An 18,296-nucleotide genomic window follows, 5' to 3' on the forward strand; every position below is an offset into this window, starting at 1 on the left:
ATTGTTAACTGGTAGCTAAGCCACAAAATGGCGCATATTGTAACCCTAAATACCCCATCCAGAGAAGATTGGTTATCGCAACTTGCCGATGTTGTGACCGATCCCGATGAACTTCTGCATCTTTTGAATATAGACGCAGATGAAAAACTGTTGGCCGGACGCGATGCGAGACGGCTTTTCGCCCTGCGCGTGCCGCGCGCGTTTATTGCCCGCATGGAGAAAGGTAACCCGGACGATCCGCTTTTGCGTCAGGTACTTACCTCCCAGGAAGAGTTTGTTGCCGCGCCAGGCTACTCAACCGATCCGCTGGAAGAACAGCACAGTGTGGTTCCCGGTCTGCTGCATAAATATCGCAATCGGGCACTGTTGCTGGTCAAAGGCGGTTGTGCGGTGAATTGTCGCTATTGCTTCCGTCGACACTTCCCATATGCCGAAAACCAAGGCAATAAACGCAACTGGCAGGTCGCTCTCGACTACATTACCGCGCATCCTGAGCTGGATGAAATCATCTTCTCTGGTGGCGATCCGTTAATGGCCAAAGACCACGAACTGGACTGGTTGCTCACGCAACTGGAAGCCATTCCGCACATTAAACGCCTGCGTATTCACAGCCGTTTGCCGATAGTGATCCCTGCGCGCATTACCGAAGGACTGGTCGAACGTTTTGCGCGCTCCACGCTGCAGATTCTGCTGGTCAATCACATTAACCATGCCAATGAAGTTGATGAGACGTTTCGCCAGGCGATGAGTAGTCTGCGCGCCGCGGGCGTTACGCTACTCAACCAAAGCGTATTGCTGCGTGGCGTGAACGATAACGCACAAACCCTGGCTAACCTTAGCAACGCACTATTTGATGCCGGTGTGATGCCCTATTACCTGCACGTGCTGGATAAAGTACAGGGTGCCGCCCACTTTATGGTCAGCGATGATGAAGCGCGTCACATTATGCGTGAACTCCTGACACTGGTTTCCGGTTACATGGTCCCCAAACTGGCGCGTGAAATTGGCGGAGAGCCAAGTAAAACGCCGTTGGACCTGCAGTTACGCCAACAATAACCATTATTGAGTGTCCGATTCCGGACACTCGCTATCGATCACGATTATTTAATATCCCTGCAGGTGGAGCCGCACTTTTAATATGTGCTATTTTAACTCGCAGCGCGCAATTAGTTATTTGCAAAACATATAAATCAAGTCAAATCTAGATTTTCAATAAATATATGGTTAGGGAGAACCTTTGATGGCTATCAGTATTAAAGGTATTAATACCGGTGTTATTCGTCAGAAGAATGAATTTGTTGCCTTGGCATTGAAGATTAAAGAACAAAGAAATAAAGAGTCGCTGTTTTTTCTCTCTCCGCTTGGGCTAAGAGATCTGCTTATCGCGCTCGAGAGCAGGCTCTATATGAAGCAACAGCTTAGCGAAGACGCACGTTTGCAATATGAAAAAGAACGTGACAAAGCCAGCAAAAAGATGCACGAAAACATTCCGTTAATTCAGGAAGATGAGCTAAAAAATGCGGATATTAACCGTCGCATAGATTCACTGACGTTAGTGGATGATAAAGGGGAAAACTTAGCATTTTCTCTGACGCTGCATGACGGGAAAACAGATGAATTACTGGTTAATGAATTACAGATTCAGGTGTTGGCGCATGCAATTATTCATGCAATAAATAATGCTGGCATGCGGGATTTAGCGCTACGAATTACATCGCTGCTGGATTTCCTGCCGCTGTACGATGTGGATTGCCAGCAAAACGACAATCTGGAATACGACTCTTATACACAACCCGAATGGAAACATAACCTGTTTAATCATTATCTGGCGATTATTTACCGCTATACGGATGATAAAGGAAAAGCCCATTTCTGTGGTTCGGTAGTAAAAACTCGCGCCGCTTCCGGCAGCAAAGAGGCCGAAGCCATTACTCGCCGCCTGCTCGATTTCAGCCCACGGCTGAAAAAACTTGCCGGTGTACCGTGCCAGGTATTTATCAGAACGTTGACGGATGATAAGACGCAAAAGCTCAATCAGGATCAGTGCCTGCGAGCACTGCATCATTTACGCGTTCAGTCTGCACATAAGACTCAGAATGCCTGATGGCGCTGCGCTTATCAGGCCTACGATTGCATGAGTCTGTCCAGGCCACTTTATTACACAAAATCATTCAATCTGCATCGCGGCGGCAAGTGAAGAAAATCCCCAGGAGCATAGATAACTATGTGACTGGGGTTTCACAGCGCAGCCAACAAAGAGGCTGGTTGAAGGATGAAGTGTAATCAGTTAGGGCACTTATAAACCTGTCCAATCATCTCACTGGCGGTAGGAACAAAGCTGGACAGCATTCCCTGCGATGGGCTGCTGACACCATAAATCACGTTACCGCCCATTGCCGCAGCCTGGTTACGCAGATCGTTTGCTGCGCCACGCATTGAGCCGCCCTCTTCGCCGTGCTGGCCAGAAAGCCAGTTGCTTTGCTTACCGGTTGCCGTGCCTATCAGTTGGCACTCTGCGCCAGGCTTGTCTTCGACAAAGCGTACGCTTTGCCCGGCTGAACTCAGTTCGTTGCTGGAGCTACAACCCGCCATCAGTAGCGCGGCACCAACGATCCCTGCTAAATATTTCACGTGCATGTCATTCCCCATGATCAATTAGTTGGACGTTATGTCCGTAGCTGAATCATATACTAAAAAGATGACCAAAAGAAAAACCCCCGGACATTTCTGCCCAGGGGTTTCTCAATTCTGAGAGGTTCAGAACAACATGATTACATCATGCCGCCCATTCCACCCATGCCGCCCATACCACCAGCAGCACCTAAGTCAGGTGCATCGCCTTTCGGCAGGTCGGTAACCATGCACTCGGTGGTGATCATCAGACCCGCAACAGAAGCCGCGTACTGCAGAGCAGAACGAGTTACTTTGGTTGGATCCAGGATACCCATGTCGATCATGTTGCCGTATTCTTCAGTTGCAGCGTTGTAACCGTAGTTACCGTCACCGGCTTTCACGGTGTTAGCCACTACAGACGGCTCTTCGCCGCAGTTCAGTACGATTTGACGCAGTGGAGATTCCATTGCGCGCAGCGCAACTTTGATACCTACGTTCTGGTCTTCGTTCTGACCTTTCAGGCCGGCAATTTTAGACGCTACGCGAATCAGCGCAACGCCACCACCAGCAACCACGCCTTCTTCTACCGCAGCACGGGTAGCGTGCAGGGCATCTTCAACGCGGGCTTTCTTCTCTTTCATTTCAACTTCAGTCGCAGCACCAACTTTGATAACCGCAACGCCGCCTGCCAGTTTCGCTACGCGCTCCTGCAGTTTTTCACGGTCATAGTCGGAAGTTGCTTCTTCGATCTGCTGACGAATCTGAGTCACGCGACCCTGGATTGCAGCTTCGTCGCCCACGCCATCGATGATGGTGGTGGTATCTTTGTTGATAACAACGCGTTTCGCCTGGCCCAGATCTTCCAGAGTTGCTTTTTCCAGCTCCATACCGATCTCTTCAGAGATAACGGTACCACCGGTCAGGGTAGCGATATCCTGCAGCATTGCTTTACGACGATCGCCGAAGCCAGGTGCTTTAACCGCAGCGACTTTCACGATACCGCGCATGGTGTTAACAACCAGAGTTGCCAGCGCTTCACCTTCAACATCTTCAGCGATGATCAGCAGCGGTTTGCCTGCTTTCGCTACAGCTTCCAGAACCGGCAGCATTTCGCGGATGTTGGAGATTTTCTTGTCAGCCAGCAGGATGAACGGGCTTTCCAGTTCTACTGCGCCAGTTTCCGGCTTGTTGATGAAGTAAGGAGACAGATAGCCACGGTCGAACTGCATACCTTCAACCACGTCCAGTTCGTCCTGCAGACCGGTACCGTCTTCAACGGTGATCACGCCTTCTTTACCGACTTTGTCCATCGCTTCAGCGATCAGTTTACCTACGGTTTCGTCGGAGTTAGCGGAGATGGTACCAACCTGAGCAATAGCTTTAGAGTCGGAGCACGGTACGGACAGTGCTTTCAGTTCTTCAACAGCAGCAGCGACAGCTTTGTCGATACCACGTTTCAGATCCATCGGGTTCATGCCCGCAGCAACGGCTTTCAGACCTTCAGTGATGATGGACTGAGCCAGTACGGTTGCGGTGGTGGTACCGTCACCTGCAGCGTCGTTCGCTTTAGAGGCAACTTCTTTCACCATCTGCGCACCCATGTTTTCGAACTTGTCTTCCAGTTCGATTTCACGTGCTACGGAAACACCATCTTTAGTGATGGTCGGTGCACCGAAAGATTTATCCAGAACTACGTTACGGCCTTTTGGGCCGAGGGTAACTTTCACTGCATCTGCCAGTACGTTTACGCCGCGCAGCATTTTCACACGAGCGTCGTTACCGAATTTTACGTCTTTAGCTGCCATTTTCTCTTTCCCTTAAATTCGTATGTTCAGTGTCGTTCGCGGATTAGGCTTCAACAATTGCCAGGATGTCGCTTTCAGACATGATCAACACTTCTTCATTGTCGATCTTCTCAGATTTAACACCGTAGCCATCGTTGAAAATAACGATATCGCCGACTTTCACGTCCAGCGGCTGTACGGTACCGTTGTCCAGGATGCGACCCTTACCGACAGCGATGATTTCGCCACGAGTTGATTTACCTGCTGCAGAACCAGTCAGTACGATGCCGCCAGCAGATTTGGATTCAACTTCTTTACGTTTGACGATCACACGATCATGTAACGGACGAATACTCATTGATAGCTCTCCTTTGAGAAAGTCTTTATCAGTTATGGGTGACGCCGGCCCGTAAACGGTTTCCCGGCTAGTGACCAGAGAGATGGGGATGGGGTTTTGTGCCTTCAAGGGGGCAAGCGAAAAAAATTTTTTATCAGCAGAAAATCCCGTCAAAACGCCGACACACCTCACATTTCATAACGATTTCAGTCACGTCGTCATAAGCAAATCCGATTGTGATACCATCAAAAATCTGCGTTGTAGCCCGGTCAATGGGCATAATCGGATAACCACTTATGAGCGGACTGAAACAAGAGCTGGGACTGGCTCAGGGCGTTGGCCTGTTGTCGACATCATTGTTAGGTACAGGCGTTTTCGCCGTCCCCGCGCTGGCTGCGCTGGTGGCTGGCAATAACAGCCTGTGGGCCTGGCCGGTGCTGATTGTTTTGGTCTTTCCGGTGGCGATTGTCTTCGCCGTACTGGGTCGTCATTTCCCCAGCGCAGGCGGTGTGGCGCATTTTGTCGGCATGGCCTTTGGTTCACGACTGGAGCGCGTCACCGGATGGCTATTTTTGTCGGTCATTCCTGTCGGCTTGCCTGCGGCATTGCACATCGCCGCCGGATTCGGTCAGGCGATGTTTGGCTGGCATGACGAGCAGCTTCTGCTGGCTGAGCTGGGTACGCTGGCATTGGTTTGGTACATCGGCTCCCGCGGCGCAAGCTCAAGCGCTAATCTGCAAACGGTCATTGCCGGACTGATTGTTGCCCTCGTTGTTGCTATCTGGTGGGCGGGCGATCTGAAACCAGGCGAAATACCCTTCCCTGCAATTAGCGATATTGAACTCCCCGGTCTGTTCGCCGCGCTGTCGGTGATGTTCTGGTGTTTTGTTGGCCTCGAAGCGTTTGCTCACCTGGCGTCTGAATTCAAAAATCCGGAACGAGACTTCCCACGCGCGCTGATGATTGGCCTGCTGCTGGCTGGATCTGTTTATTGGGCATGCACCGTCGTCGTTCTCCATTTTGGTGCCTACGGCGAGCAAATGGCCGCCGCAGCATCGCTGCCAGAAATCGTCGTGCAACTGTTTGGTGTACAGGCACTGTGGGTCGCCTGCATCATTGGTTATTTGGCCTGTTTTGCCAGCCTCAACATTTATATTCAAAGTTTCGCTCGACTGGTCTGGTCGCAAGCGCAGTATAAGCCTGAGAGTTATCTGGCTCGTCTGTCCCCCCGCCACCTTCCGCGCAATGCGCTAAACGCCGTATTGGGCTGCTGCGTAGTCAGTACTCTGTGCATCTATATGCTGCAAATCAATCTCGATGCGTTAATCGTCTACGCCAACGGCATCTTTATTATGATTTATTTGCTGTGCATGTTGGCGGGTTGTCGATTACTGAAAGGGCATTACCGCGCACTGGCGGTCATTGGTGGTCTGCTGTGCCTACTACTACTGGCAATGGTCGGCTGGAAGAGTTTGTACGCGTTGATTATGCTGGCAGGGCTGTGGCTGTTTTTACCCCGCAGGCCGGATAAAGCAACGTTGACGCCATCATCCGGCCTATAAACACTTTTGCCGGATGGCGCTAACGCTTATCCGGCCTACATACTGAGCCTTAATCCCGACGATCGTCTTTATGTTCGATGCTGTCGCGCTTGTCATCCTTGCGCTGAAATTCACCATCAAAAGTCTCACCGCCACCGGTTCCGGCGCTAAAACCACCGCCAGGCATACGCGAAAAACGTAAATGTGGCAGCAGTTTCATCGTTAGATGTTTTTGCACCGGGGGTAATAAAAGAAGAAGACCGAGGAAATCGGTGAAAAAACCAGGCAGTACCAACAGCAGACCGGCGATAATCAGCGATACACTTTTGATCATTTCTGCAGCCGGACTTTCACCAGCCGCCATTTTTTGTTGCATCAGTAAAAAGTTCTTAAATCCCTGATTACGAACCAGAGACATACCGATAACCGACGTAAAAATAACCAAAATCAGCGTCATCAGGACGCCCATCACATGGGCAACCTGAATAAAAATAGATATCTCTATGTAAACATAGAGAAAAATGGCAAGTAATGGTATCCAGCGCAAAGGGATCTCCTGTTAATAACAGCCGTTTTGTTCAACTTCTGTTCGAAAAATTATGTTAATCGCATCGATTTGATATTGTGGTGGTTAGCAAAATTTCAAGTGGCTTGTACACTAATATTTAGGGTTAATCACAAAGGGGTGATCCATTTCACAGAATAATAAATAAGGGGTAAATTCCACGCTTTAAGTGATCCAGATTACGGTAGAAATCCTTAACCAGCATATGATCTCGGGTATCAGACCGATGCAGGGGATAATCGTCGGTCGAGAAACAATCGAAATCACATATATCCTGTGTGTTTAGTCAAATCATTGGCAGCTTGAAAAAGAAGGTTCACATGTTAAACAACATTCGTATCGAAGAAGACTTGTTGGGTACCAGGGAAGTTCCAGCGGACGCCTACTACGGTGTCCACACTCTGAGAGCGATTGAAAACTTCTACATTAGCAACAGCAAAATCAGCGATATTCCTGAATTTGTTCGCGGTATGGTAATGGTTAAAAAGGCAGCGGCAATGGCCAACAAAGAGCTGCAAACCATTCCTAAGAGTGTGGCAAATGCCATCATCGCGGCGTGTGATGAAGTCCTGAATAACGGAAAATGCATGGATCAGTTCCCGGTAGACGTTTACCAGGGTGGTGCGGGTACCTCCGTCAACATGAACACCAACGAAGTTCTGGCCAATATCGGTCTGGAACTGATGGGTCACCAGAAAGGTGAATATCAGTACCTGAACCCGAACGACCACGTTAACAAATGTCAGTCTACCAACGATGCATACCCAACTGGCTTCCGTATCGCTGTATACGCATCCATCATCAAACTGATTGATGCACTGAACCAGCTGCGTGAAGGCTTTGAGAAAAAAGCCGATGAATTCCAGGACATCCTGAAAATGGGTCGTACCCAGCTGCAGGATGCTGTACCGATGACTCTCGGTCAGGAATTCCGTGCTTTCAGCGTACTGCTGAAAGAAGAAGTGAAAAACATTGGGCGTACCGCTGAGCTGCTGCTGGAAGTTAACCTCGGCGCAACAGCAATCGGTACTGGTCTGAACACGCCGAAAGAGTACTCTCCGCTGGCAGTACAGAAACTGGCTGAAGTCACTGGCTTCGCCTGTGTTCCGGCAGAAGACCTGATTGAAGCAACTTCTGACTGTGGCGCATACGTTATGGTGCACGGCGCACTGAAACGTCTGGCTGTGAAGATGTCCAAAATCTGTAACGACCTGCGTTTGCTCTCCTCTGGTCCGCGTGCGGGTCTGAACGAGATCAACCTGCCGGAACTGCAGGCTGGGTCTTCTATCATGCCAGCTAAAGTGAACCCGGTTGTTCCGGAAGTCGTAAACCAGGTTTGCTTCAAAGTCATCGGTAACGACATCACTGTCACCATGGCATCTGAAGCTGGTCAGCTGCAGCTGAACGTAATGGAGCCGGTCATTGGTCAGGCAATGTTTGAATCCATTCACATTCTGAGCAACGCTTGCTACAACCTGCTGGAAAAATGCGTTAGTGGTATCACTGCTAACAAAGAAGTCTGTGAAGCGTTTGTATTCAACTCCATCGGCATCGTTACTTACCTCAACCCGTTCATCGGTCACCACAACGGCGACATCGTCGGTAAAATTTGTGCCGAAACTGGTAAGAGCGTACGTGAAGTTGTCCTGGAACGCGGTCTGTTGACCGAGTCTGAACTGGACGATATCTTCTCTGCACAGAACCTGATGCACCCTGCTTATAAAGCAAAACGTTATACTGATGAAAGCGAACAGTAATCGTGTAGGGTAGTACCGGAGAAGGCACGTCATGATGACGTGCCTTTTTTCTTACTCGAAGTTACTTAAAAACAACAATTTAATATCAACTTGTTAAACAACAAGGAAGGCTAATATGATAGTTTTAGAACTTATCATCGTTTTGCTGGCAATCTTTTTAGGTGCCAGACTTGGGGGTATCGGTATTGGATTTGCAGGTGGGCTGGGTGTTCTGGTTCTTGCCGCTATCGGCGTAAAACCAGGTAATATTCCGTTCGATGTTATTTCCATTATCATGGCGGTTATCGCTGCTATCTCTGCCATGCAGATTGCCGGTGGTCTGGACTACCTGGTTCACCAAACTGAAAAACTGCTGCGTAAAAACCCGAAATACATCACGATCCTTGCACCTATCGTGACCTATTTCCTGACTATCTTTGCCGGTACTGGCAACATCTCTCTGGCAACGCTGCCGGTTATCGCTGAAGTTGCGAAGGAACAAGGTATCAAGCCTTGCCGTCCGCTCTCTACCGCAGTGGTTTCTGCACAGATTGCGATTACGGCTTCTCCAATCTCCGCAGCCGTGGTTTACATGTCTTCCGTCATGGAAGGTCATGGCATCAGCTACATTCACCTGCTGTCCGTGGTCATTCCGTCCACCCTGCTGGCCGTTCTGGTGATGTCCTTCCTGATCACCGCACTGTTCAACTCCAAACTGTCTGACGACCCGATTTATCGTAAGCGTCTGGAAGAAGGCCTGGTTGAACTGCGCGGTGAAAGACAAGTTGAAATCAAAGCTGGCGCGAAAACCTCCGTTTGGCTGTTCCTGCTGGGCGTGGTTTGCGTAGTTGTATACGCCATCATCAACAGCCCAAGCCTTGGCCTGGTCGCTAAACCGCTGATGAACACCACCAACGCAATCCTGATCATCATGCTGAGCGTCGCGACGCTGACCACGATCGTCTGCCGCGTTGAAACTGACTCCATCCTGAACTCCAGCACCTTCAAAGCCGGTATGAGCGCCTGTATTTGTATCCTTGGTGTTGCATGGCTGGGTGATACCTTCGTATCTCACAACATTGACTGGATCAAAGATACTGCAGGTAGCGTAATTCAGGGTCATCCGTGGCTGCTGGCGGTCATCTTCTTCTTTGCTTCCGCGCTGCTGTACTCTCAGGCTGCAACCGCTAAAGCACTGATGCCGATGGCTCTGGCTCTGAACGTTTCCCCACTGACGGCTGTTGCATCTTTCGCCGCTGTTTCTGGTCTGTTCATTCTGCCAACCTACCCAACTCTGGTTGCGGCGGTTCAGATGGATGACACCGGTACAACTCGCATCGGTAAATTCGTCTTTAACCATCCGTTCTTCATCCCAGGTACTCTGGGTGTGGTTCTGGCTGTCTGCTTCGGCTTCTTGCTGGGCAGCTTCATGCTGTAAGACTTTACTGCAGGGTGCCTTCGCGCCCTGCAGTTCCTCCTCCCCACCCCGCTTTAGCTAACATCCTTCCCTCGTCCGTTGTATAGTGACCATTCTTTTGCTGGTTACTCTGTTCTTTCGAGGTGTTTATGCTTGATGTAAAGAGTCAGGATATTTCCATCCCCGATACCGTTGTGGTGCTCTGTACCGCCCCGGATGAAGCAACCGCCCAGGATCTCGCCGCCAAAGTGCTGGCGGAAAAGCTGGCTGCCTGCGTGACCCTGCTACCCGGTGCGACCTCCCTCTACTATTGGGAAGGCAAACTGGAACAGGAATATGAAGTGCAGATGATTTTAAAAACCACCGTCACACACCAGCAAGCCCTTCTCGATTGCCTGAAGTCACAACATCCGTATCAAACGCCTGAACTTCTGGTTTTACCCGTCACTCACGGAGACTTTGATTACCGCTCATGGCTCAACGCATCCTTACGCTGATCCTGCTGCTGTGCAGCACATCTACCTTTGCTGGATTATTTGACGCGCCTGGCCGCTCGCAGTTTGTACCTGCCGATCGGGCGTTTGTTTTTGATTTTCAGCAAAACCAACACGATCTGAACCTCACATGGCAGGTTAAAGATGGCTATTATCTGTATCGCAAACAGATAAGCATTACGCCATCTCAGGCCGATATTGCCGAGATAAAACTGCCGCCAGGCGTCTGGCATGAAGATGAGTTTTACGGCAAAAGTGAGATTTACCGTAAACAGCTGACTATCCCGATCACGGTCAATCAGGCTAAGTCTGGCGCAACATTAACGATCACATACCAGGGCTGCGCCGACGCCGGATTTTGCTATCCACCAGAAACAAAAACGGTGCCATTAAGTGAAGTGTCTACCGGTGCCGCGGCCTCCCCTGCGCCAGCCCCAGCCACTACAGATCCGCAAGAGAAACCGCAGCCCACGGCCCAACTTCCCTTTTCCGCACTATGGGCATTGCTGATTGGAATTGGTATCGCGTTTACGCCTTGCGTACTGCCGATGTATCCGCTGATTTCCGGAATCGTACTGGGTGGCAAGCAACGCTTATCAACCGGGCGGGCACGGCTGCTGACGTTTATCTATGTCCAGGGGATGGCGCTCACCTATACCGCCCTGGGTCTGGTTGTTGCTGCCGCCGGTTTACAGTTCCAGGCTGCGCTTCAGCATCCCTACGTCCTGATTGGCCTTGCCGTCATCTTTACGCTGCTGGCTCTGTCGATGTTTGGCTTGTTCACACTGCAACTGCCTTCATCGCTGCAAACGCGCCTCACGCTAATGAGTAACCGCCAGCAAGGCGGAGCTCCCGGCAGCGTCTTTGCGATGGGGGCGATTGCTGGCCTCATCTGTTCTCCTTGCACAACGGCCCCGCTAAGCGCGATTTTGCTGTATATCGCTCAGAGCGGGAACATGTGGCTGGGAGGCGGCACGCTGTATCTGTACGCGCTGGGGATGGGATTACCTCTGATGCTGATTACCGTATTTGGCAATCGCCTGTTGCCTAAAAGCGGCCCATGGATGGAACATGTCAAAACCGCTTTTGGCTTTGTCATTCTGGCGCTTCCCGTCTTCTTACTCGAACGTATCGTTGGTGACGAGTGGGGCGTTCGCTTATGGTCACTGTTAGGCGTCGCGTTCTTTGGCTGGGCGTTCATTACCAGCCTGCAGGCAAAGCACGCCTGGATGCGTATCGTGCAGATTGTCCTGTTAGCCGCAGCACTGGTATGCGTGCGTCCACTGCAAGACTGGACGTTCGGCGCGCCGCATACTCAACCCCAGGCACACCTTAACTTCACGCCGGTGGCATCGGTAGATGCGTTAAATCAAGCGCTGGAGCAAGCTAAAGGCAGGCCAGTCATGCTGGATCTGTATGCCGACTGGTGTGTAGCCTGTAAGGAATTTGAAAAGTACACGTTCAGTAATCCGCAGGTTCAGCAAGCGCTAGGCAACACGGTGCTGTTGCAAGCGGATGTGACAGCAAACAATGCCCAGGATGTCGCTCTGCTGAAACATCTACAGGTTTTAGGTTTGCCGACTATCTTGTTCTTTGATGCGGAGGGAAAAGAGCATCCGGAGGCCCGGGTAACGGGTTTTATGGATGCCGCTACCTTCAGCGCACATTTGCGCGATCGCCAACCGTGAGCGACACTTGCAACAGGAAATACGGAGGAGAATACCGTGCAACGTGAAGATGTCCTGGGAGAAGCCCTGAAATTACTTGAGGTGCAAGGGATAGCCAATACCACGCTGGAAATGGTGGCCGAACGTATCGATTATCCTCTGGATGAACTGCAGCGCTTTTGGCCCGATAAAGAGGCCATTCTGTACGATGCGCTACGTTACCTCAGCCAGCGGGTGGATATCTGGCGGCGTCAGCTTTTGCTGGATGACACCCTGAGCGCTGAGCAGAAATTGCTGGCGCGCTACACCGCACTGTCCGAATGCGTGAGCAATAATCGCTATCCCGGCTGTCTGTTCATCGCCGCCTGTACGTTTTACCCTGATCCCGGGCATCCGATCCATCAGTTAGCCGATCAGCAAAAAAAGGCAGCACATGACTTCACCCATGAACTGCTCACGACGCTGGAAGTTGACGACCCGGCAATGGTCGCCAAACAGATGGAACTGGTGCTGGAAGGCTGCCTGAGCCGCATGCTGGTTAATCGTAGTCATGCTGATGTCGAAACGGCACACCACCTGGCTGAAGATATCTTACGCTTTGCCCAGTGCCGAATGGGCGGTGCGCTGACCTAAGCGAGCATTATCTGTTTTAGCCGCATCTGTCGGGAAGATTTGTGCAAACTTCAGGCATAACCATGCAGATTGCCGCAATATTAAGCGGTTGAACAATGTTTCCAGAAATTTGATTGACTGACAGACGTGAATACGGTTTAATGCGCCCCGTTGCCCGGATAGCTCAGTCGGTAGAGCAGGGGATTGAAAATCCCCGTGTCCTTGGTTCGATTCCGAGTCCGGGCACCACTATTCAGAAGAACCCGCCTATGGCGGGTTTTTTGCTTTCAGGGTTCTGATCGTTCTGTCCACAGCGACTCCTACCCTACCTCATCACGCCAGTTAAACCTTTCAGTGAGACCACGATGGTACTGCAAAAAATATAGCGGTATCAGGCACACCTCTTTTTCTGACGTACTTAACCGTAGGCCAGATTTGAGTAATTTATCTGAACAACCTTGGGCACTGAACCAGCGGATGAAGGAACCGGGCATAGAGTAGCCAGGATTCTGCAGGTAGCGAATAACCCGATCGCGTTGCAAGGTACGCACATTCATCCCCAGGGGCTGGAACTGGTCGCCGCCTCGATATCTGAAGCAAACGCCAGGGAGTAAAGGCCAACCTTAATCTACAATTGCCATCATACCGAGCAAATAGTGAGTCAACGAGGAATCTGGATGGTGAAAACAAAAATCATACAGTCAGCGCAGGGGGCTCATGCCTATCCGTTGCTGATCAAGAGCCTACTGCTGTCGGGTGGGCGTTCTCATCCCGAGCGAGAAATCGTCTACGCCGATAAGCTCCGTTACGACTATCGTACCCTCAAACAGCGCATTCATCGCCTGGCAAACATGCTGACAGCGGCCGGTGTCATGCCTGGAGACACCGTCGCCTTGCTGGATTGGGACAGCCATCGCGCCCTCGAGTGCTTCTTCGCGGTACCCATGATTGGTGCCGTGCTGCACACGGTGAACGTCCGCTTCTCGGCGGACCAAATCGCTTACACCATGAATCATGCCGAGGACAACCTGGTACTGGTGCACGACGACTTCTTGCCGGTTGTCGAGTCACTGGCAGAGACACTGACCACTGTCCGGGGATACATCCAGCTTAGTGACGAAGAATCGAAGGCGACCAGCCTGCCGGTGCTAGGGGAATATGAGACCCTGCTGGCCGCAGCGGGAGAACTCTTTGACTTCCCCGACTTCGATGAAAACTCGATAGCTACCTTGTTCTATACCACTGGAACCACGGGCAATCCCAAGGGAGTCTACTTCAGCCATCGCCAGTTGGTCCTGCACACGCTCAATGAGCTGGGTCTCCTGGCTGCCCACGAGGGACAGTCGCTGCTACGATCGAACGATGTCTACATGCCGATCACCCCTATGTTCCACGTGCATGCCTGGGGCGCTCCCTATGTCGCAACAATGCTGGGTGTGAAGCAGGTATATCCCGGTCGTTACGAACCCAACAAACTGGTACGGTTTTATCACGATGAGGGTGTGACCTTCTCGCATTGTGTGCCAACCATTTTGCAGATGATCCTTGAGTGCGAAGAAGCCACGCAGACTGATCTGTCAGGATGGAAGATGTTACTCGGTGGCAGTTCACTGTCCCTTGGACTGGCGACACAGGCCCACCATAGGGGCATACGCATTCACGCCGGCTATGGCATGTCTGAGACCTGTCCCCTGCTCTGTATGACCCACTTAAGCGATGCCGAGCTGGCCCTTCCCATGGATGAACAGTTACCCCTGCGGATTCGGACCGGCCTGCCTGTCCCGTTGGTGGATCTGCGTATCGTCGATGGCGAAGGTCGGGAGGTGGTGCACGACGGAGAAGCCCTGGGCGAAATAGTGGTGCGAGCCCCTTGGTTGACTCAGGGCTACCTGAAGGAACCCGAGAAAGGGGCTGAGCTATGGAATGGCAGTTGGCTGCACACCGGCGACATAGCCTCTATCGATCCCCATGGGATAGTGGAAATCAAGGATCGCATCAAAGACGTAATCAAGACGGGTGGTGAGTGGATAAGCACGCTGGAGCTGGAGAGCCTCATCAGCTCACACGCGGCGGTCAGGTCGGTAGCCGTCGTCGGGATACCTGATGAGCAGTGGGGCGAACGCCCCCTGGCTCTGGTGGTTTGCAAGGAAGGGGAGGATCTGGAGCCGCAAGCCATAGCGACACATCTACAAGGATTCGTCGACCGCGGCCACATCACTAAATGGGCGATCCCACGACAGATAAGGATAGTCCCGGATATTCCCAAAACCAGCGTTGGCAAGATCAACAAGCGCCTGATTCGGGAGCTCGAAGCCAGCAATGGGAAGGATATCATTTAAGCGATCTGTCGCATTCACAGCGTAAGGTTAACAACAGTCACACTGCTTATATTTCAGGTAGCTTGCCGATATCAATGCTCTGCCGGGGAACTCACCGTCCCCGGGCGGATGCTGATCCCCCCTTTAGCAACATGGGGTTCTGGTCGATGTCAGGTCCTGCTGGACGAAAAACCCGTCCTCAGCGCCTTCCATTCAGCCTGATCATATACCTAAATCTGCTTTATTCAACAACGCCAGATTCACCATCACTCATGCTTTCTTTGCTTTGAATAAACCGCAGCGCCAAATAAAGGTCTGGTGCCAGAATCATGTCGTCGTCCTTCATTGTCGGTCGACTCTCTTTAAACCAGCGTGTTAACTCCGTTTTCCGGCCCGCAAGAATTAACTTAATCTGCCGCCCCTTCAGGTCCCGTTTTAACTCATTAATGGTTGCCAGGACGCTGATATCTGAATAGGTAAAGCAAGAAACGGCGTCAATGACCACCCATTTAGGTTGTAGTACTGCACCATCGACTAAATTCAAAACGCGGCGCTTAAAATAGGCCACATTAAAATAGGTCAGCGGTGAGTTAAATCGGTACATCAACACGCCAGGGATCATTTTCACATCAGTTGAATTACCTAATGAGTGAATCATCCCATTTTCGTCAATTCCCAATAAGTGTTCAGTAGGACGAAAAACTGTGCGCAGGAACTGCAACAGACCCAGCAATACCGCAAGGCCGATCCCCTGAATAACACCAATAATCAGAACACAGCCAAAGGTGAAGAACGCCAGGCGAAATGCGGGTTTATTTCTTCGCCTCAGATTCCAGAGTCCGCGTAAATCAATCAATGACCACGATGCATAAATTAGAACAATGCCTAATGCAGATACCGGAATAAATGGTAATGGCTGCGTGAAAAATACCACGACAATTCCGATGATTAAGGCTGCAACAACGGAAACCAGCTGGCTTTTCCCTCCGGTGGAGTCATTTACCGCAGTCCGGGAATCGGCTCCGCTAATCGCAAACCCCTGAGATAAGCCAGACATCAGATTCGCAACACCCAAAGCCCTGAACTCAGCATCAGCATTTATTTCGTATCCATTTTTCGCGGCAAAACTGCGAGCGGTTAGCATCAGGCTAACAAAACTGACTAATGCCAGGTTCAGCGCAGGGATCAATAAATCACGCGCCAGACCAGGCTGAAATGAGCCCCAGTGAACAACAGGCAAACCAGACTGGAAGCCCGATCCCCCAATAGTGGCAATACCATACTGCTGTGCAGATGTGATCCATACCAGCGCCGTTGTTATCACAATTGCAATCAACGGTGCTGGCCATTGGCTACGAAACGTTTTGATAGCTATTAAAATCGCTAACGTTAGGATGGAGATCCCTAAGGTTAATAAATGAATTTCCGAGAGTCGGCCTGGCAGGGCAATAATCTTCTCTATCACTTGCTCTTCATCAAGCGTAATCCCCAGCACCTTACCGAGTTGCCCGACAATAATCGTCACGGCAACGCCGTTAAGCAGCCCCGTTAGAATGGGATGAGAAAGCAGATCAGCAAGCGCACCCAGGCGAAACTTACTGGCAAGTAGACACCATCCTCCCATCATCACGGTCATGACGATTGTTAACTGCCAGTGGAGTTCTGGATTTCCGGCAGAAAGAGGAACCACAACTGCCGCAATTACCGCGCAGGTCGTGGCATCAGGGCCAACAATCAATTGGCGGGAAGAACCAAACAGTGCATAAGCTAGCATTGGCAAAACGCAGGAATATAACCCGACGATAGCCCCGACTCCCGCCAACTCAGCGTAAGCAATCGCAACCGGTAGTGCTACGGCAGCAACGGATAACCCGGCTTTAACATCATGTTTTAGCCAGCTTTTATCGTACGCTAATAAATTTTTTAGACCCGGCATGTAGTTTAATACCATTTTTCCGAACACTTTATTCTCCGGATAGACCCTTACTAATAGATAAAGGTACACGTAACTGTCGCAGGAGATCCTGATATTTTCGGGAGGTAATACAGATAATTCAGATTGGGTGTTTATCGTGTATGCCGCAGAATGGCTTGTGTTATGGAGGCTCAGGATATTGCTTTGCACCCGATGGTGCGGTGTCGTGATCTGCCTGATGCGCTGCGCTTATCAGGCCTGCACAATACGTTCAGCCCGGCGGTTTTACCCCGCACACACGCAAAAAAGCCCATCCGTCAGGATGGGCTTCTTCACTTTATTTGATGCCTGGCAGTTTATGGCGGGCGTCCTGCCCGCCACCCTCCGGGCCGTTGCTGCGCAACGTTCAAATCCGCTCCCGGCGGGTTTGTCCTCCTCAGGAGAGCGCTCACCGACAGACCACAGATAAAACAAAAGGCCCGGTCTTTCGACCGGGCCTTTCGCTTTTATTTGATGCCTGGCAGTTCCCTACTCTCGCATGGGGAGACCCCACACTACCATCGGCGCTACGGCGTTTCACTTCTGAGTTCGGCATGGGGTCAGGTGGGACCACCGCGCTACAGCCGCCAGGCAAATTCTGTTATTAACCCGCTTCTCGCCGGTTAATGTAATCTGTTTCAAGCTGAATGTCGTCTCTTCGCCAAAACATCTTCGGCGTTGTAAGGTTAAGCCTCACGGTTCATTAGTATCGGTTAGCTCAATGTATCGCTACACTTACACACCCGACCTATCAACGTCATCGTCTTTAACGTTCCTTCAGGAGACTTAAAGTCTCAGGGAGAACTCATCTCGGGGCAAGTTTCGTGCTTAGATGCTTTCAGCACTTATCTCTTCCGCATTTAGCTACCGGGCAATGCCATTGGCATGACAACCCGAACACCAGTGATGCGTCCACTCCGGTCCTCTCGTACTAGGAGCAGACCCCCTCAATTCTCCAGCGCCCACGGCAGATAGGGACCGAACTGTCTCACGACGTTCTAAACCCAGCTCGCGTACCACTTTAAATGGCGAACAGCCATACCCTTGGGACCTACTTCAGCCCCAGGATGTGATGAGCCGACATCGAGGTGCCAAACACCGCCGTCGATATGAACTCTTGGGCGGTATCAGCCTGTTATCCCCGGAGTACCTTTTATCCGTTGAGCGATGGCCCTTCCATTCAGAACCACCGGATCACTAAGACCTGCTTTCGCACCTGCTCGAGCCGTCACTCTCGCAGTCAAGCTAGCTTATGCCT

Annotated in this window: 14 protein-coding genes, 1 tRNA gene, 1 rRNA gene and 3 other annotated features; of the genes, 10 read left to right on the top strand and 6 right to left on the bottom strand. The window is 51.1% G+C overall.

Annotation, left to right across the window (positions count from 1 at the left end; all coding sequences use genetic code 11):
• The first annotated feature begins 27 nt into the window (after positions 1-27).
• Positions 28-1,056 carry an EF-P beta-lysylation protein EpmB gene (gene epmB, locus SK39_RS09270; protein WP_016149436.1) on the top strand — a complete coding sequence of 343 codons (1,029 nt, stop codon included), beginning with the start codon at positions 28-30 and terminating at the stop codon, positions 1,054-1,056.
• 184 nt (positions 1,057-1,240) lie between these two features.
• On the top strand, positions 1,241-2,104 hold the full coding sequence (yjeJ, locus tag SK39_RS09275; protein ID WP_048216931.1) for a YjeJ family protein: 864 nt from the start codon (positions 1,241-1,243) through the stop codon (positions 2,102-2,104).
• A 179-nt stretch (positions 2,105-2,283) separates the two neighbouring features.
• Here yjeJ and SK39_RS09285 read toward each other — a convergent pair whose 3' ends face one another.
• From SK39_RS09285 to SK39_RS09295, 3 genes are all read right to left on the bottom strand, one after another.
• Positions 2,284-2,637, bottom strand: a complete 354-nt coding sequence (locus SK39_RS09285; protein ID WP_003025468.1) for a DUF4156 domain-containing protein — start codon at positions 2,635-2,637, stop codon at positions 2,284-2,286.
• Between the two features lie 134 nt (positions 2,638-2,771).
• Positions 2,772-4,418, bottom strand: coding sequence for a chaperonin GroEL (groL, locus tag SK39_RS09290; RefSeq protein WP_003025464.1), 1,647 nt, complete (start codon positions 4,416-4,418; stop codon positions 2,772-2,774).
• Between the two features lie 43 nt (positions 4,419-4,461).
• Positions 4,462-4,755 (bottom strand): co-chaperone GroES, encoded by a 294-nt coding sequence (locus tag SK39_RS09295; protein ID WP_000027827.1) that lies wholly within the window; start codon positions 4,753-4,755, stop codon positions 4,462-4,464.
• 275 nt (positions 4,756-5,030) lie between these two features.
• Here SK39_RS09295 and yjeH point away from each other — a divergent pair, with 275 nt between their 5' ends.
• The gene (yjeH, locus tag SK39_RS09300) at positions 5,031-6,296 is read left to right on the top strand and encodes an L-methionine/branched-chain amino acid transporter (RefSeq protein ID WP_016149435.1); all 1,266 of its coding nucleotides are present in this window, start codon (positions 5,031-5,033) and stop codon (positions 6,294-6,296) included.
• A gap of 49 nt (positions 6,297-6,345) precedes the next feature.
• Here yjeH and SK39_RS09305 read toward each other — a convergent pair whose 3' ends face one another.
• Positions 6,346-6,822: an FxsA family protein gene (locus SK39_RS09305; RefSeq protein WP_003025457.1), complete on the bottom strand. Its 477-nt coding sequence runs from the start codon at positions 6,820-6,822 to the stop codon at positions 6,346-6,348.
• Positions 6,823-7,160: 338 nt separating this feature from the next.
• Here SK39_RS09305 and aspA point away from each other — a divergent pair, with 338 nt between their 5' ends.
• From aspA to SK39_RS09340, 7 genes are all read left to right on the top strand, one after another.
• Positions 7,161-8,597 carry an aspartate ammonia-lyase gene (gene aspA / locus SK39_RS09310; protein ID WP_003025452.1) on the top strand — a complete coding sequence of 479 codons (1,437 nt, stop codon included), beginning with the start codon at positions 7,161-7,163 and terminating at the stop codon, positions 8,595-8,597.
• Positions 8,598-8,712: 115 nt separating this feature from the next.
• Complete coding sequence (gene dcuA / locus SK39_RS09315) at positions 8,713-10,014, top strand: anaerobic C4-dicarboxylate transporter DcuA (RefSeq protein ID WP_003025449.1); 1,302 nt, start codon at positions 8,713-8,715, stop codon at positions 10,012-10,014.
• Between the two features lie 128 nt (positions 10,015-10,142).
• A complete protein-coding gene (cutA, locus tag SK39_RS09320) occupies positions 10,143-10,490 on the top strand; it encodes a divalent cation tolerance protein CutA (protein WP_032937782.1) in 348 nt (115 codons plus the stop codon).
• Positions 10,466-12,175 (top strand): protein-disulfide reductase DsbD, encoded by a 1,710-nt coding sequence (locus SK39_RS09325; RefSeq protein WP_048216932.1) that lies wholly within the window; start codon positions 10,466-10,468, stop codon positions 12,173-12,175. The genes cutA and SK39_RS09325 overlap by 25 nt, the downstream gene beginning before the upstream one ends.
• Positions 12,176-12,211: 36 nt before the next feature.
• Entirely contained in the window at positions 12,212-12,787 is a 576-nt protein-coding gene (locus SK39_RS09330; RefSeq protein ID WP_003025441.1) for a transcriptional regulator, read from the top strand.
• Positions 12,788-12,939: 152 nt separating this feature from the next.
• Positions 12,940-13,015 (top strand) — tRNA-Phe (locus tag SK39_RS09335).
• Positions 13,016-13,443: 428 nt separating this feature from the next.
• Entirely contained in the window at positions 13,444-15,105 is a 1,662-nt protein-coding gene (locus SK39_RS09340; RefSeq protein WP_048216933.1) for a fatty acid--CoA ligase, read from the top strand.
• A gap of 220 nt (positions 15,106-15,325) precedes the next feature.
• Here SK39_RS09340 and SK39_RS09345 read toward each other — a convergent pair whose 3' ends face one another.
• Together SK39_RS09345 and rrf are read right to left on the bottom strand one after the other, a co-directional pair.
• Positions 15,326-17,047 (bottom strand): SulP family inorganic anion transporter, encoded by a 1,722-nt coding sequence (locus SK39_RS09345; protein ID WP_050489810.1) that lies wholly within the window; start codon positions 17,045-17,047, stop codon positions 15,326-15,328.
• Positions 17,048-17,514: 467 nt separating this feature from the next.
• A 5S ribosomal RNA gene (gene rrf / locus SK39_RS09350) occupies positions 17,515-17,630 on the bottom strand.
• Between the two features lie 103 nt (positions 17,631-17,733).
• Positions 17,734-17,999 (bottom strand) — a sequence feature (23S ribosomal RNA rRNA prediction is too short).
• 19 nt (positions 18,000-18,018) lie between these two features.
• Positions 18,019-18,178, bottom strand: a sequence feature (23S ribosomal RNA rRNA prediction is too short).
• A gap of 20 nt (positions 18,179-18,198) precedes the next feature.
• Positions 18,199-18,296, bottom strand: a sequence feature (23S ribosomal RNA rRNA prediction is too short).

The sequence above is a fragment of the Citrobacter sp. BIDMC107 genome (assembly GCF_001037575.1).
Classification (GTDB): Bacteria; Pseudomonadota; Gammaproteobacteria; order Enterobacterales; family Enterobacteriaceae; genus Citrobacter; species Citrobacter freundii.

Bases quoted from the DNA above. Each gene is read 5' to 3' on its own strand.
- groL (WP_003025464.1), bottom strand. From the start codon at position 4,418: ATGGCAGCTAAAGACGTAAAATTCGGTAACGACGCTCGTGTGAAAATG.
- SK39_RS09340 (WP_048216933.1), top strand. From the start codon at position 13,444: ATGGTGAAAACAAAAATCATACAGTCAGCGCAGGGGGCTCATGCCTAT.
- SK39_RS09295 (WP_000027827.1), bottom strand. From the start codon at position 4,755: ATGAGTATTCGTCCGTTACATGATCGTGTGATCGTCAAACGTAAAGAA.
- cutA (WP_032937782.1), top strand. From the start codon at position 10,143: ATGCTTGATGTAAAGAGTCAGGATATTTCCATCCCCGATACCGTTGTG.
- SK39_RS09325 (WP_048216932.1), top strand. From the start codon at position 10,466: ATGGCTCAACGCATCCTTACGCTGATCCTGCTGCTGTGCAGCACATCT.
- yjeJ (WP_048216931.1), top strand. From the start codon at position 1,241: ATGGCTATCAGTATTAAAGGTATTAATACCGGTGTTATTCGTCAGAAG.
- dcuA (WP_003025449.1), top strand. From the start codon at position 8,713: ATGATAGTTTTAGAACTTATCATCGTTTTGCTGGCAATCTTTTTAGGT.
- epmB (WP_016149436.1), top strand. From the start codon at position 28: ATGGCGCATATTGTAACCCTAAATACCCCATCCAGAGAAGATTGGTTA.
- aspA (WP_003025452.1), top strand. From the start codon at position 7,161: ATGTTAAACAACATTCGTATCGAAGAAGACTTGTTGGGTACCAGGGAA.
- SK39_RS09285 (WP_003025468.1), bottom strand. From the start codon at position 2,637: ATGCACGTGAAATATTTAGCAGGGATCGTTGGTGCCGCGCTACTGATG.
- yjeH (WP_016149435.1), top strand. From the start codon at position 5,031: ATGAGCGGACTGAAACAAGAGCTGGGACTGGCTCAGGGCGTTGGCCTG.